Source organism: Citricoccus sp. SGAir0253, assembly GCF_005877055.1.
Classification (GTDB): Bacteria; Actinomycetota; Actinomycetes; order Actinomycetales; family Micrococcaceae; genus Citricoccus.
The window spans coordinates 1856318-1870928 of the sequence record NZ_CP039424.1 but is presented as its reverse complement, the minus strand read 5'-3'; the positions used below and the strand labels follow the sequence as shown (position 1 = coordinate 1870928).

The 14611-nt window shown below is 74.0% G+C and carries 12 protein-coding genes and 3 tRNA genes; 8 read left to right on the top strand and 7 right to left on the bottom strand.

Going from position 1 to position 14611, the window contains the following annotated elements; genetic code table 11:
• The first annotated feature begins 17 nt into the window (after positions 1–17).
• Both E7744_RS08310 and E7744_RS08305 read left to right on the top strand, forming a co-directional pair.
• Positions 18–347: a DUF6504 family protein gene (locus E7744_RS08310; RefSeq protein WP_137773711.1), complete on the top strand. Its 330-nt coding sequence runs from the start codon at positions 18–20 to the stop codon at positions 345–347.
• Positions 347–4249, top strand: a complete 3903-nt coding sequence (locus tag E7744_RS08305) for a DNA polymerase III subunit alpha (RefSeq protein ID WP_137773710.1) — start codon at positions 347–349, stop codon at positions 4247–4249. Before E7744_RS08310 ends, E7744_RS08305 begins: the two co-directional genes overlap by 1 nt.
• 42 nt (positions 4250–4291) lie before the next feature.
• Here E7744_RS08305 and E7744_RS08300 read toward each other — a convergent pair whose 3' ends face one another.
• Positions 4292–4954 (bottom strand): dihydrofolate reductase family protein, encoded by a 663-nt coding sequence (locus tag E7744_RS08300; RefSeq protein ID WP_137773709.1) that lies wholly within the window; start codon positions 4952–4954, stop codon positions 4292–4294.
• Between the two features lie 936 nt (positions 4955–5890).
• Between E7744_RS08300 and E7744_RS08295 the strand changes: the two genes are divergently transcribed.
• The 5 genes from E7744_RS08295 (at position 5891) to E7744_RS08275 (ending at position 10735) form a co-directional block, all read left to right on the top strand.
• Complete coding sequence (locus tag E7744_RS08295) at positions 5891–6541, top strand: HNH endonuclease signature motif containing protein (protein ID WP_137773708.1); 651 nt, start codon at positions 5891–5893, stop codon at positions 6539–6541.
• A gap of 106 nt (positions 6542–6647) precedes the next feature.
• A complete protein-coding gene (gene thrS, locus E7744_RS08290; protein WP_137773707.1) occupies positions 6648–8672 on the top strand; it encodes a threonine--tRNA ligase in 2025 nt (674 codons plus the stop codon).
• Positions 8669–9358 (top strand): HIT domain-containing protein, encoded by a 690-nt coding sequence (locus E7744_RS08285; protein WP_137773706.1) that lies wholly within the window; start codon positions 8669–8671, stop codon positions 9356–9358. The genes thrS and E7744_RS08285 overlap by 4 nt, the downstream gene beginning before the upstream one ends.
• Positions 9358–10008, top strand: coding sequence for a phosphatidylinositol phosphate synthase (gene pgsA, locus E7744_RS08280; protein ID WP_137773705.1), 651 nt, complete (start codon positions 9358–9360; stop codon positions 10006–10008). Before E7744_RS08285 ends, pgsA begins: the two co-directional genes overlap by 1 nt.
• On the top strand, positions 9980–10735 hold the full coding sequence (locus E7744_RS08275) for a GPP34 family phosphoprotein (RefSeq protein ID WP_137773704.1): 756 nt from the start codon (positions 9980–9982) through the stop codon (positions 10733–10735). Before pgsA ends, E7744_RS08275 begins: the two co-directional genes overlap by 29 nt.
• An 8-nt stretch (positions 10736–10743) precedes the next feature.
• On the opposite strand, the gene E7744_RS08270 is transcribed toward E7744_RS08275, so the two are convergent.
• The 3 genes from E7744_RS08270 to E7744_RS08260 form a co-directional block, all read right to left on the bottom strand.
• Positions 10744–11265 carry an aminoacyl-tRNA deacylase gene (locus tag E7744_RS08270; protein ID WP_246858361.1) on the bottom strand — a complete coding sequence of 174 codons (522 nt, stop codon included), beginning with the start codon at positions 11263–11265 and terminating at the stop codon, positions 10744–10746.
• Positions 11266–11270: 5 nt separating this feature from the next.
• Positions 11271–11777, bottom strand: coding sequence for a SufE family protein (locus E7744_RS08265; RefSeq protein WP_137773702.1), 507 nt, complete (start codon positions 11775–11777; stop codon positions 11271–11273).
• 101 nt (positions 11778–11878) lie between these two features.
• Positions 11879–12778 (bottom strand): sulfurtransferase, encoded by a 900-nt coding sequence (locus E7744_RS08260; protein WP_137773701.1) that lies wholly within the window; start codon positions 12776–12778, stop codon positions 11879–11881.
• Between the two features lie 320 nt (positions 12779–13098).
• Here E7744_RS08260 and zapE point away from each other — a divergent pair, with 320 nt between their 5' ends.
• Complete coding sequence (gene zapE, locus E7744_RS08255) at positions 13099–14205, top strand: cell division protein ZapE (protein ID WP_137773700.1); 1107 nt, start codon at positions 13099–13101, stop codon at positions 14203–14205.
• A gap of 75 nt (positions 14206–14280) precedes the next feature.
• Here the strand turns inward: zapE and E7744_RS08250 are convergent.
• The 3 genes from E7744_RS08250 to E7744_RS08240 all read right to left on the bottom strand — a co-directional run bounded on the left by E7744_RS08250 (position 14281) and on the right by E7744_RS08240 (position 14599).
• Positions 14281–14357: transfer RNA gene (locus E7744_RS08250), tRNA-Gly, on the bottom strand.
• A gap of 31 nt (positions 14358–14388) precedes the next feature.
• Positions 14389–14460: transfer RNA gene (locus E7744_RS08245), tRNA-Val, on the bottom strand.
• 68 nt (positions 14461–14528) lie between these two features.
• A tRNA-Cys gene (locus tag E7744_RS08240) sits at positions 14529–14599 on the bottom strand.
• Positions 14600–14611: the final 12 nt, after the last annotated feature.

The window sequence follows — 14611 nt, the reverse complement described above, 5'->3', positions numbered from 1 at the left end:
GGCAGGAACCAGGTCCCATGGGAATCTTCACGCAATCGGTCAGGGTCGAGTGCACCACCGCAGGGGTGCCCCGGCGCCTGGAATGGAACGGGCGGACGTACGTCCTGGCGGCCGATCCGGTGCGCTGGTACGAGCGGCGCCGCTGGTGGACCGAGGAGCGCCGGGCCGAGCGGGGCCGGGGCGCCGGGCTGGTGGACCACGAGGTCTGGCGCGTCCAGGTCCGCCTCGAGCGGGCCCGCAACGCGCCCCTGCTCACCCTGGACGTCTCCCACCACCTGGACTCGGGCCGCTGGCGCCTCGTCCGGATCCACGACGGCGCCGGTGTGCGGCTGCGGGAGAGCGCCTGATGGGTGCGGGCTTCCCGCACCTGCACGTGGCCAGCGCCTTCAGCGCCCACCACGGGGTGTCCTGGCCGGCGGAGCTGGCCGCCGCCGCGGCCGCGGACGGTGCCGAGGTCCTGGCCTGCACCGACCGGGACGGGCTGTACGGCACCGCCAAGCACGTCGGCGCCTGCCTGGAGCACGGCCTGGCCCCGGTGGCCGGGGTGGACCTGGCGGTGCGGTGGGGACCTGCCGACGCCGGCCGGCCCGGTCCGGCCGGCCCCCCGGCCCCGGGCGCTCCCGCGGTCCCCGGCCTCCCTCCGGCGCCCGGCGGTCCCGGCGCGCGTGCCGGCCGCATCGTCGTGCTCGCCCGCGGCGGGTGCGGCGGCAGCGGCTACCGGGCCCTGGTCCGGCTGGTCTCGGCGGCCCACGCCCACACCACGGGCGGCTCCGCCGGGGGCACCCCGTACGTCACGATGGCCGAGCTGGCGGCCTGCGCCGCCGGGTCCCACCACGGCGCCGCGCCGGAACTGTTCGTGCTGCTGGGACCGGGCTCCGACGTCGGGCGCCTGATGGCCGCGCGCAAGTACACCGCCGGCCGCGCCCTGCTGCGCCGCTGGAGGGCGGCCCTGCCCGCCGGGTCGCTGCGGGTGGAGGTGGTCTGCCACCTCTCCCCGCCCGGGGAGCGGCTCTCCGCCGCGCACGCCGTGCGGATGCTCCGGGCCGCCGGGGACGTCCGCGTGCCGGCGGTGCTGACCAACGCGGTGCGCTACGCCACCCCGGACGGGGCCGCCACCGCGGACGTGCTCGACGCCGTCCGGGCGCTGAGCTCCCTGGAGGCCGTCACCGACCTGCAGCCCAACGGCCAGGGCTGGCTGAAGCCGTCCGGCCCGCTGCACCAGGTCGCCCGCGAGGTCTGCCGCGAGGCCGGGACCGGCGCCGAGGGGGCACGGGCGCTGCTCGGGGCCACCCACGCCCTGGCCGAGGCGTGCCGGCTGGACCCCGGCCCGGACCTGGGCTGGGGCCGGCCCACGGTGCCCGAGGCCTCGGTGATCGGGATCGAGGGGGACCCGGTCGCCGTCCTGCGCGAGCGTGCCCTCGCCGGGGCCGGCGCCCGCTTCCCGGACCTCTGCCGGGGCGGCCGGTTCTCGTCCTCGCGGGCCGGCCGGGAGCTGGAGCACCGGCTGGAGCACGAGCTGGGGATCATCACCCGGCTCGGCTTCGCCAGCTACTTCCTCACCGTGGCGGAGGTCGTGCGGATGATCGAGGGGATGGGGGTCCGGGTCTCGGCGCGCGGCTCGGGGGCCTCGTCCCTGGTCAACCACCTGCTGCGGATCTCGAACGTGGACCCGATGCGGCACGACCTGGTCTTCGAGCGGTTCCTCTCGCACGACCGCTCCACCCTGCCGGACATCGACGTGGACGTGGAGTCCGCCCGCCGGCACGACGTCTACGAGGCGGTCTTCGCCCGGTTCGGCGCCGAGCGCACCACCCTGATGAGCATGCAGAACGGCTACCGCGCGCGCGGGGCGGTCCGGGACGCCGGGATGGCGCTGGGGATGGAGCCGGAGCAGGTGGACGGGATCGCCAAGCAGCTGTGGCGGTTCTCCGCCTCCAGCTTCCGGGAGGCCCTGGAGCGGATGCCGGAGCTGCGCGGGTTCGCCGAGCGGATCGAGTCCGGCCGCGCCGCCGGCCAGCAGCAGCTCGACCTGCTGGTGGACCTCACCGAGCGGCTGGACCGCCTGCCCCGGCACATCGCCATGCACCCGTGCGGGGTGATCCTGGGGGACGCGACCCTGCTGGACCGCACCCCCGTGCAGCCCTCGGGGATCGGGCTGCCGATGAGCCAGTTCGACAAGCACGACATGGACCCGATGGGCATGCTCAAGCTGGACGTGCTCGGGGTGCGCATGCAGTCCACCATCGCCTACACCCTGGAGGAGATCGAGCGCACCACCGGCCGGCGGGTGGACCTGGAGGAGGTGCCGCTGGACGACGACGCCACCTTCGGGATGATCCGCACCACCCACACCCTGGGCGTGTTCCAGATCGAGTCGCCCGGGCAGCGGGAGCTGATCGGGAAGCTGGCCCCGGTCGAGTTCAACGACCTGATCATCGACATCTCCCTGTTCCGGCCCGGGCCCATGCAGTCGGACATGGTCCGGCCCTTCCTCGAGCAGCGGCACGGCTTCGCGCGGGCCCGCTACCCGCACCCGGACCTGGAGCCGGTGCTGGCCGAGACCCACGGGGTCACCGTCTTCCACGAGCAGGTGCTGCGGACGCTGGACGTGATGACCGGCTGCGGGCTGGCGAGGGCCGACGAGTTCCGCCGGCAGATCGGCGGACCCCAGGAGCAGGCGGTGGAGGCCTGCTTCCGGGCCGCGGCGCTGGAGCGGGGGTACCCGCTGGAGGTCATCGACGAGGTCTGGGGCACCCTGCACGCCTTCGGCTCCTTCGGCTTCTGCAAGGCCCACGGCGCCGCCTTCGCCGTGCCCACCTACCACTCGGCCTGGCTCAAGACCCACCACCCCGAGGCGTTCCTGGCCGGGGTCCTGGAGCACGATCCCGGCATGTACCCGCGCCGGCTGATGATCGCCGAGGCCCGCCGGATGGGCATCCCGGTGCTGCCCGTGGACGTCAACGCCTCCACCGAGCACTTCCGGATGGAGTGGGTGCCGGCGCATCCCGAGGTGCCCGGCACCCGCTGGGCCCCCGAACGTCCCGAGGCCGGCGGGGGCGACCGTCCCCCCGGCCGGTGGGGGATCCGGCTGGCGCTGACCGCCATGTCCGGGCTGAGCGAGGCGGAGGTGCGGCGGATCGTGGCGGGGCAGCCGTACGCCTCGCTGGCCGACGTGCGCGACCGCGCCCGGCCCACCCGCCGCAACCTCGAGCGGCTGGCCCAGCTCGGGGCGCTCGACTGCCTGCTGCCCCCGGGCGGGGCCTCGCGGACCGACCTGGTGCACCACCTCGAGCTGCAGCACGCCGGCGGCTCGGCGGGGGTCCTGGGCGAGACCCCCACCGGACGCCGGCGCACCGCCGCGCGACGGCAGGTCGAGGGCCAGCTGTCCCTGGACCTGCCGGACACGGAGGCCGCGGCGATCGTGCCGATGTTCCCCGCCCCGAGCCGGGACCAGCGGGTGCGCACCGAGCTGGACCTGACGGCGATGGACACCACCGCCCACCTGATGGAGTCGCACCGGCCCTACCTGGACGCGCTCGGGGTGACGGCGGCGGAGGACCTGCTGCGCCTGCGCTCGCAGTCACGGGTCCTGGTCGCCGGGGTGCGCGTGGCCACGCAGACGCCGCCCATGCGCAGCGGCAAGCGCGTGGTCTTCATCTCCGTGGACGACGGCACGGGGTGCGTGGACGCCTCGTTCTTCACGGAGGCCCAGCACGAGACGGGGGAGATGCTCTTCTCCGCCCGGCTCCTGCTGATCGAGGGCACCACGCGCCGGACCGGCCCCCGGGCGATCAGCCTGCAGGCCGTCCGGGCGTGGGACCTGCACCGTCCCGAGACGCTGCCGGACCCCGACTACCTGGACGACAGCCGCGAGCAGTGGCGGGCCTGGCTGCGGCGTGACCGCGCATCGGCCTGGGCCGGCAGGGCGGGAGGGTCCGGGGGTGGCGGTGGGGCCGGTGGCGGTGCCCCCTCCCGGGGGCCGGCCGACGTCCCCCACCACGACACCGGCGACTGGCCGGTGAAGGTGCGCGGCGCCGTCGGGCTCCCGCCGGAGAGCTCGGCGACCGGGGGCGACCGGAGGGGGAGCCCCGGTCCGGGGAGCGGCCGGGACGGGAACGGCATGGCCCCGGTGCCCCGCGTCCGGCGGGACGATCGCCGGGACGATCGCCCAGGCGATCGGGACCGGCACCGGCCCGTGCCGGTGCCGCACCCGGACACGTGGGAGCTGTTGCCGACGCCGGAGGACTGAGCGGTCCCCTGCCCGACCCCGACCCTGCCCGACCGCGGGCGCCTAGCGCCAGAAGAAGTGGTGCACCACGCCGCTCGGGCTGGGGACGCTCTCGTGCCGGAACCGGTCCTCCAGCTCCGTGGGCGAGTCCCACAGCCGCAGGCCGTCGCCGAACTGGTGCGGGGCGACGGCGACGTGCATCTCGTCGATGAGGTCGGCGTCCAGGAACTGACGCACCGTGGACACGCCGCCGCCGATGCGCACGTCCTTCCCGCCGGCGGCCTCCAGGGCCACCGCGAGCGCGTCCCGCGGGGCGGCGTCGAGGAAGTGGAACGTGGTGTCGCTGAGCGAGAACGAGGGGCGCGGGTGGTGCGTCAGCACGAACACCGGGGTGCGGAACGGCGGGTCGTCGCCCCACCAGCCCTTCCAGTCCTCGTCCGGCCAGGGGCCGCGGACGGGGCCGAACTTGTTCCGCCCCATGATCTCGGCACCGATGTTGTGCGTGAAGTCCCGCACGATGTGGTCGTCGAGGCCGCGGCTGCCTCCCGGCTCGGTGCGGTTCGGCCAGCTGTCCGTCGCCCCGGCCCAGGACATGAGCAGGCTGGGGTCCGGGTCACCGAACGGCCGCTCGAGGGTCTGGTTCCGGCCGGCGCCCACCCCGTCGAGGGAGACCGCGAAGTTGTGCACGCGGACGCGGGGAGGACGGGGCGGGCGAGGGGCGGTCATGGCGGGATCCTGACGGGAGGAGGGGGACGAGGGGACTGGCGTCGTGCGGTGCCGTGTGTGTGTGGGGGGGGGGGGGGGGCGATCGCGCCGGCCTGCGGGATGGACGGGCGTGCCGCGCGGGTCTGCCCGGCTGGACCGGCTCTACCGCGAGGCCGCCGGCCTGCCCGGGCGGGGACGGGCTCCGCCACGCGGCGAGGCCCAGCGTAGGCGTACCCCTCCGCGGGCCACTAGGGATGCCGGGCGCTCCGTCCCTTGGCTCCGCCTCCGGCTCCGTCCACCGGCCCTGCGCCCGCGGTGGCTCCTCCACACCGGGCCGCCGCCTCGATCTGCTCCCCCAGGGGAAGGGAGCCTCCGTGGGCGTCCCCGGTCCGTGTTCGAATATGTGTACTAGGTCATTCGGGATCGGCGCAGGCGCCGGACCAGGACGGCAGGTGCCGAACGGACGAGCAGGGGAGGGGAGGGCCATGGCGCTCGCAGTGCCGGACGACGTGTCCTCCGGGGATACCGCCGACCTCGTCGAGGCCTGCCGTGTCCTCCTGGCCGAGCCGTGCGGACGGGTGACGACACCAGACCTCGTGGTCCACGTGCCCGCCTTCCCAAGGCAGCCCAGCCCCGCCGCCGCTGACGAGTGGGGGCTCTACGTCGACGAGGTCGAGGAGATCTCGTCGACGAGGCCTACGAGCAGACCCCGGTGGCCCTACCGGTTCCCCGCGGCGCCCGGGACCGTGGACGAGATGCTCCGCGAGGGCGAGCGGTTGCTGGTGGCGTCCGCCCGCGAGTGCGACCCGGACACCTGCGCACGGTCTGCGGTCACTGGCGGGCACGCTTCGGGGCGGTCGTGGACCCGACGGTGCGGAACCGACCGACGGGCGGCCACAGGCCGCCCAGGGGTTGTTCTACAAGGGCCGCTCAGCCGGGTTGCACCGCTGGTCCCTCATGGCGACCGACGGCCAGCACGAGATCCTCAAGACCATCGTGTCCACGGCCTCGAACCCCCGCCGCGGAGAGGGGGCGGCCGGCATGCCGACGCCCGGCGCCATCCCCGGCGGCCCGTCGTGGCAGGGGTCCGGGGCTGGGGACGCCGACCTGGTCCCCGTGGTGCTGGGCGGCGAGGGCGAGGTGCTCGACGTCGGCCGGTCGCGCCGGCTGCTCACCCGCACCCTCCGGCGCGCCCTCGTCGCCCGCGACGGCGGCTGCGCCGCCCCCGGATGCACCATCCCCGCTCCGTGGTGCGAGGCGCACCACGTCGAGCACGGGGAGCACGGAGGCCCCACGTCCGTGGACAACGGCGTCCTGCCCTGTTCGCACCACCACCATGCCGTCCACGCCGGCTCGTGGGGGATCTCGATGCGCCACGGCGTGCCGTGGTTCATCGCCGCCGCCTACCAGGACCCGTGCCAGGTGCCGCGGCGCAACGGGTACTGGCGTCCCGGCCCGGCCCCGTCGGCCGCCGGATGCGCTCGCCCCCGCGCTCGCGGTGGGGGTGGTGGTGCGGGGCGCACCGCCGCCCCGTGGACTCCTAGCCGCCTCCTAGCCGCCTCCTCGCCACCGCCCCGCCGCCTACTCCCGGCCGGCGCCCGCCCGTGACGGGCACCGGCGGCCCGACCTGCGGCCCTGCCCTAGAATGACCGGTGGCTGGCGGTGGCCCCCGTATGCCACCAGCCGTGAAGCCCCAACCAAGGAGGAATGGCCCGTGTCCGAGGCGCCACAGAGCGAGCAGATCACCATCACCGTCGACGCGGAACCGCGGGAGGTGACCTCGGGCACCACCGGCACGGAGCTGTTCGCCGAGCAGCGGACCATCGTCGTGATGCGCGTGGACGGCGAGCTGCAGGACCTCAGCCGGACGGTGCCGGCGGGCGCGGACGTCGTGGGCGTGGACATCTCGGAGCAGGACGGGCTGGACGTCCTGCGCCACTCCACCGCCCATGTCATGGCGCAGGCCGTGCAGCAGCTGCGCCCGGGGGCCAAGCTCGGCATCGGCCCCTACATCACGGACGGCTTCTACTTCGACTTCGACGTCGACGAGCCCTTCACGCCGGAGGACCTCAAGGCGATCGAGAAGCTCATGCAGAAGATCGTCAACGCGAACCAGTCCTTCGCGCGCCGGGTCGTCACCGAGGACGAGGCCCGCGAGGCGATGGCCGACGAGCCGTATAAGCTCGAGCTGCTGGGCAAGCAGGATGACGCGGACACCGTGGGCGAGGGCGCCAACATCGAGGTGGGCGCCGGCGAGATCACCATCTACGACAACGTCGACCGCAAGTCCGGCGAGACCGTCTGGTGCGACCTGTGCCGCGGCCCGCACCTGCCGAACACCAAGCTCATCTCCAACGCCTTCGCGCTGACCCGCTCGGCCGCCGCGTACTGGCTCGGCAACGAGAAGAACAAGCAGCTCCAGCGCATCTACGGCACCGCCTGGCCCACCAAGGATGACCTGAAGGCCTACCAGGAGCGGCTGGCCGAGGCCGAGCGCCGCGACCACCGCAAGCTCGGCGCCGAGCTGGACCTGTTCTCGTTCCCGGACGAGCTGGGCTCCGGGCTGCCGGTCTTCCACCCGCGCGGCGGCATCATCCGCAAGGAGATGGAGGACTACTCCCGCCGCCGCCACACCGAGGCCGGCTACGAGTTCGTCTACACCCCGCACATCACCAAGCAGCACCTCTACGAGGTCTCCGGACACCTGGACTGGTACGCGGACGGGATGTTCCCGCCCATGCACATCGACGAGCAGCGCGACCCCGTCACCGGGGAGGTCACGCGGCAGGGGCAGAACTACTACCTCAAGCCGATGAACTGCCCCATGCACAACCTGATCTTCGCCTCGCGCGGCCGGTCCTACCGCGAACTGCCGCTGCGCCTGTTCGAGTTCGGGGCGGTGTACCGCTACGAGAAGTCGGGCGTGGTCCACGGCCTGACCCGCGTGCGCGGCATGACCCAGGACGACGCCCACATCTACTGCACCCGCGAGCAGATGAAGGACGAGCTGACCACCACGCTCACCTTCGTCCTGGACCTGCTCAAGGACTACGGCCTGAACGACTTCTACCTCGAGCTCTCCACGAAGGACCCGGAGAAGTTCGTCGGCGACGACGCCGCGTGGGAGGAGGCCACCCGCACCCTCGAGGAGGTCGCCACCGCCTCGGGGCTGGACCTTGTGCCGGACCCGGGCGGCGCCGCCTTCTACGGCCCGAAGATCTCGGTGCAGGCCAAGGACGCGATCGGCCGGACGTGGCAGATGTCCACGATCCAGCTCGACTTCAACCTGCCCGAGCGCTTCGACCTCGAGTACCAGGCCGCCGACGGCACGCGCCAGCGCCCGGTGATGATCCACCGCGCGCTGTTCGGCTCGATCGAGCGGTTCCTGGGCGTGCTCACCGAGCACTACGCCGGCGCCTTCCCCGCGTGGCTCGCGCCGGAGCAGGTCGTGGCCATCCCGGTGGCCGAGGCCTTCAACGACTACCTGGCGGACGTCGTCGGGAAGCTGCGGGCCGCGGGCATCCGGGCGCGGCTCGACGACGGCTCGGACCGGTTCCCGAAGAAGATCCGCACCGCCTCGAAGGAGAAGGTGCCGTTCGTGCTCATCGCCGGTGGCGAGGACGCCGAGGCCGGGGCGGTCTCCTTCCGCTTCCGCGACGGCAGCCAGGACAACGGCGTGCCCGTGGACGAGGCCATCGAGCGGATCGTGGGCGCCGTGAGGAACCGGGAGACGCAGTGACCGGCGCGCCGGGGCAGCAGGGCGGGCCGGGCCCGGGATCCCCGGGCGGCCCGCACGAGGGGCCCGACGACGGCTCCGTCACCGACGGCTTCCAGCTCGCCGGGACGCCGGACGGCTTCGGGCGCCTGTGGAACCCGCACCGGATGGCCTACGTCAGCAAGGGCCAGGAGCAGGTCACCGACGAGTCGACCTGCCCGTTCTGCGCCGCCCCGGCGCGCAGCGACGAGGAGTCGCTGATCGTCGCCCGCGGGACCACGGCCTACGTGCTGTGCAACCTCTACCCGTACAACGCCGGGCACCTGCTCGTCTGCCCGTACCGCCACGTGCCCGACTACACCGACCTGACGGTGGAGGAGACGGCGGAGCTGGCGCGCCTGGCGCAGGTGGCCATGACCGCCCTGCGCCGCACCTCCAGCGCCACCGGGTTCAACCTGGGCATGAACCAGGGGATGACCGGGGGAGCGGGCATCGCCGCGCACCTGCACCAGCACATCGTGCCCCGCTGGGGCGGGGACGGGAACTTCCTGCCGATCATCGCCCAGACCAAGAACATCACGGTCACCCTGGACACGGTGCGCTCCGCGGTGGCCGGGGCCTGGGCGGACGCGGAGGCCGAGTTCGCCGCGCACCAGTCGCGCCAGCCCGCCGCTGCGCCGGACGGGCCGGGACCGGGGACCCGGGAGTGATGCTCAACCGGCACGCGCGCGCCCTGTCCACCGAGGCCTTCACCCCGCTCGCGCGGTTCCTGCTGGCCCGGGGCGTCACCCCGGACGCGGTGACGGTGACCGGGACGGTCGGCGTGGTGCTCGGCGCGCTCGTGCTCTACCCCCTCGGCGAGCTGTTCTGGGGCACGGTGGTGATCACCCTGTTCGTCTTCTCGGACGTGCTGGACGGCGTGATGGCCCGGTTGGCCGGCCGCGCCGGGGCGTGGGGCGCGTTCCTCGACTCGACCCTGGACCGGGTGCAGGACGCGGCCGTGTTCCTGGGGCTCATGCTCTGGTTCTTCGGCCCCGGCGACCTCCCGCTCGCCGGGGTGGGCGCGGCCTCGAGCCTGGTCCTCGGCATGCTCGTGTCCTACGCCCGGGCCAAGGCGGAGTCGCTCGGCTTCGAGGCCAACACCGGGATCGCCGAGCGCGCCGAGCGGCTCATCGTGACCCTCGTGTTCGCCGGGCTCACGGGCCTCGGGCTTACGCCCTGGGCCCTGACCGTGGTGCTGTTCCTGCTCGCGGCGGCCTCGCTGGTCACGGTGGGCCAGCGGGTGGCCGCCGTACGGCGCCAGTCACGGTCCGGTGCGGCACAATGGGGGCATGAGCGAGGCCATCCCGGACAGCCCTGAGCCTGTCGTCGACCGTCCCCTGAACCTGCCGGAGTACTTCCTGCTCCTGTGCCTCGACGACGAACGCGGCAGGCTGCTGCTCGACGGGCCGACCGTCGGCCTCGGCCTGGCCGGGGCGGCCCTCGCGGACCTCGCCCGGCGCGGCCGCCTCGAGGTCACCCGGACCACCGTGCGCACGATCGAGCAGCCGGGCCCGGTGTTCGCCGCCGACCCCGCGCCGCCGCGGTGGGCCGGGACCACCGACCTGGAGTGGCCGCTCGAGCAGGTCTGGGACATCATCCGCGCCTTCACCCGGCACCGGGACGCCGAGCAGTGGATCAACCGCTTCTCGCGCCAGTCCCTGCGGGACGCCGTGGCCGCGGCCCTCGTCAAGCGCGGGATCCTGGAGGAGGACGAGAGCATCGTGCTGTGGGTCTTCCACCGCACGCGGTACATCGAGCGGGACGTGCACGTCGAGCAGGAGCTCAAGGACGCCCTGGCGGACGTGTTGCAGGGCCGCCGGCCGGCCGACGAGCTGACGTGGCCGCTCATCTCGCTCATGCGCAGCACGCGGCTGCTCCACCGGCTGTTCCCGGACGCGGACAAGCACCACGCCCGCGCCGCCGCCCTCACCCCCGTGGGCAGCCCGGCCACGCAGTCCTCGGTGGCCGAGGCGCTCCAGGCCACGGAGAACGCCATCGCCGAGTCCCTCACGGCCACCACCGGCGGGGCGTCCGCCCTGGACTGACCGGCGCCTCAGCGGGGCGGGCCCGCCGCGGCGATCGGCGCGACGACCGCCCCCGTCAGCGCCGCGAGGTCGGCGGGGGCCAGGCCCACGTCCAGGCCCCGCTGGCCCGCGGACACGTACACCCGCGGGTGGCCGAGCGCGGAGGCGTCGAGCACCGTGCGCGCCGGCCGGCGCTGTCCGAGCGGGGAGATGCCGCCCACCACGTAGCCGGTGCGCCGCTCGGCCGCGGCCGGATCGGCCAGGCCGACCCGCTTGACGCCGAGGGCCGCGGCGGTGGCGCGCAGGTCCAGCGAGCCGGAGACCGGGACGACGGCGGCGGCCAGGGACGCGTCCGGGCACTGCACCATGAGGGTCTTGAACACGAGCGCCGGATCCAGGCCGAGGCGCTCGGCGGCCTCCGCCCCGTAGGACGGACGCGAGGGTGCCCCCGCGCGTCCGGGCCCGGACGCGGAGCCGGACCGGTCGAAGCCCAGCACCTCGTGCTCGACGCCGGCCCGCTCGAGGACGGCCAGGGCCGGCGTCGCCCGCACCGGGGTCACCCCGCGAGCTGGTCGGCGATGTTCCGCTTGATCCGGCCCAGCATGGCCGACATCCCGCGCAGGCGCAGCGGGGTCAGGGCCTTCTGCAGGCCCAGCCGGGAGGAGATGTCCTCGGGGACCCCGAGCACCTGCCCGGCGGGCAGCCCGTCGAGGCCCTGGGCCAGCACCGAGGCGAAGCCGCGCGAGGTCGGTGCCTCCGGCGGGGCGGAGACGAAGATCCGCACCACCGAGTCCGGCGTGGGGGAGCCCGCGGGGGCGGGGGAGCCGCCGTCGCCCCCCAGGCCCGCACCGTCCGCCGGGTCCTCGAGCTCGATGGCCAGGAACAGGGGGGACTGGCACTCGATGACCTGCTCCATCTCGTCCTCGTGCCCGGCATAGCGCTCGGGCAGGGCCGGCAGCTCCTCGGAGAACTCGAGCAGCAGTTCCAGTCGCTCCGGGTCCGGCACCGACTGGAAGTCCTCGATGATGCCCTGGAGCTTCTCGGGGAGTTCGGTGGTGGTCATGGGGCGGGGATCCTTCCGGACGGACGGCTGGGGGCGCGGCCTGCGCCGCACCCCCAGCCTAGTTCCCCGGGGCCCCGCGAGTGCGGGATTCAGCGGTGGGCTCAGCGCGACGCCGGCGCCTCGCCCCGCTCCTCGCCCACGGCGATCGGCAGGCGGACCGAGTTGCCCCACTCGGTCCAGGAGCCGTCGTAGTTGCGGACCTTCTCGTAGCCGAGCAGGTGGCGCAGCACGAACCAGGTGTGGGAGGACCGCTCGCCGATGCGGCAGTAGGCCACGACGTCGTCGGAGGTCCCGAGGCCCGCCTCGTCGCGGTAGATCCGCTCGAGCTCCTCGCGCGACCTGAACGTGCCGTCCTCGTTGGCGGCGCGGGCCCACGGCACGGAGGCGGCGGTGGGGATGTGCCCCCCGCGCAGGGTGCCCTCCTGCGGGTAGCCCTCCATGTGGGTGGTCTCGCCCGTGTACTCCAGGGGGGAGCGGACGTCCACCAGCGGCTTGCCGAGGTGCTGGAGCACCTCGTCCCGGGAGGCCCGCTCGGTGCTGTCGTCGCGCGGGGTCACCGGGTACTCCACGGGCGTGACCTCGGGGACCTCGCGGGTGGTCTCCCGGCCCTCGGCGAGCCACTTGTCCCGGCCGCCGTCCATCAGCCGCGTGTCCGGGTGGCCGTACAGGGTGAAGACCCACAGGGCGTAGGCGGCCCACCAATTGGACTTGTCGCCGTAGAACACCACGGTGGTGTCCCGGGTGATGCCCTTGGCGCCCAGGACGCGGGCGAACTCCTCGGGGCCGATGAAGTCCCGGGTGACCGGGTCGTTGAGCTCGGTGTGCCAGTCGATCTTGAGGGCGCCGGGGACGTGCCCGGTGCTGTACAGCAGCGTGTCCTCGTCCGACTCGAGCACGACCACGTCGTCGTCGCCCACGTGGTCGGCGACCCACTGGGTGGAGACGAGCTTCTCGGGGTGGGCGTACTCGCTGAACTCTGCGGTCTCTGCGGTGGTGGTCATCCTCGGCACGGCCTTTCGCTTCGCATGTCCCCGGCGCCGGCGCACCGTGCCGGTGCACCGTGACGGGGGCGGTCACGGTCAGGGTCCAGCCTATCGACGTGTGGGGCCATGGCGCGTGCGGGCGGCCGGTGGCGGTCACAGTGGGCCACACGGTGGGCCACGCGGTGGGCCACGCGGGGTGCCGGCCGGCGGGCGGTAGAGTTGCCGTGACCTTCGGGTCGCCCCACCGCCGGGCGCCGGCAGGCGAGGCGCCGGTGATCCACCGGCCGGCCCCGGGGCGCCCGTCACCCTGCACCACACCCCTCAGGACGGAGCCGCCCGTGGCCGAGATCGTCAGCCTTGCCGACCGTACCCCGCACGTGTCCGCGGAGGACCTGCTGGCCGGCTTCCACCCGTCGTACCGGTTCGGCGAGGTCTCCTTCGACACCTACATCCCCGATCCCGCACATCCCTCGCAGGCGGAGGCCGTGCAGCGGCTGCGGCACTTCGCCGCGTCCATGGACGGCGCGGGCGGGCGGGGCGGGCGCGCCGCGGGCGAGTCCGGCGGTGGCTTCCTCGGCCTGTTCCGGGGGAGGGACCGGGGCGCCCGGAACGGGCGCGGGGGCCGGGGGGCCGCGACGGCCAGCGGGCTCTACCTGGACGGCGGCTTCGGCGTCGGCAAGACCCACCTGCTCGCCTCCCTGTGGCACGCGGCGCCCGGTCCCAAGGCGTTCGGCACCTTCGTGGAGTACACCAATCTCGTGGGCGCCCTGTCCTTCCGCAAGACGGTGGACGTGCTCAAGGAGTACACGCTCGTGTGCATCGACGAGTTCGAGCTGGACGACCCGGGCGACACCGTGCTGATGTCCCGGCTGATGCGCGAGCTCGCGGACGCCGGGGTGCGCCTCGTGGCCACCTCCAACACGCTCCCGGGCTCCCTGGGCGAGGGGCGGTTCGCCGCCCAGGACTTCAAGCGCGAGATCCAGGTGCTGGCCGACCAGTTCGACGTGGTCCGGATCGACGGCGAGGACTACCGCCACCGCGGCCTGGCCGCCGCCCCGGAGCCGCTGGACGACGAGCAGCTGATGACGGTCGCCGCGGACCGGTTCCCCGAGGCCGGCGTGGTGTCCCGGGACGACTTCGCCGCCCTGACGGCCAACCTCTCCCGCGTGCACCCCAGCCGGTACCGCGCCCTGGTGGGGGACATCGACGTGATGGTGCTGCACAACGTGGAGACCATCACGGAGCAGGCCATGGCGCTGCGCTTCGTCGTGCTGGCCGACCGGCTCTACGACAAGGACGTGCCCGTCATCGCCTCCGGGGTGCCCTTCGACCGGCTGTTCACCGAGGAGATGATGAACGGCGGGTACCTCAAGAAGTACTTCCGCACCGTCTCCCGCATGACCGCCCTGGTCCGCGAGGGACAGATGGGGGAGACGGGCCTCTAGCCCGGCGCCCCCTCCGGGGCGGCCCGGCGTGCGTCAACGACGAAGGCCCTCCCCGGAGGGAGGGCCTTCGTCTCGTGGAGCGGATGACGAGATTCGAACTCGCGACCTCCACCTTGGCAAGGTGGCGCTCTAGCCAACTGAGCTACATCCGCAGGACCGTCCAGCCCGGGGGCCGTCCGTCCGTGCGCGATACTGGGATCGAACCAGTGACCTCTTCCGTGTCAGGGAAGCGCGCTACCGCTGCGCTAATCGCGCCCATGGGTCCCGGTGAACCGGTTCCCCTGAGGTGCAGGACCCCATCCTACCGGATGGTGACCGATGCGAGGTGGGGACGGGATTCGAACCCGCGTACACGGCTTTGCAGGCCGTTGCCTCGCCTCTCGGCCACCCCACCAGGGTATGGAGA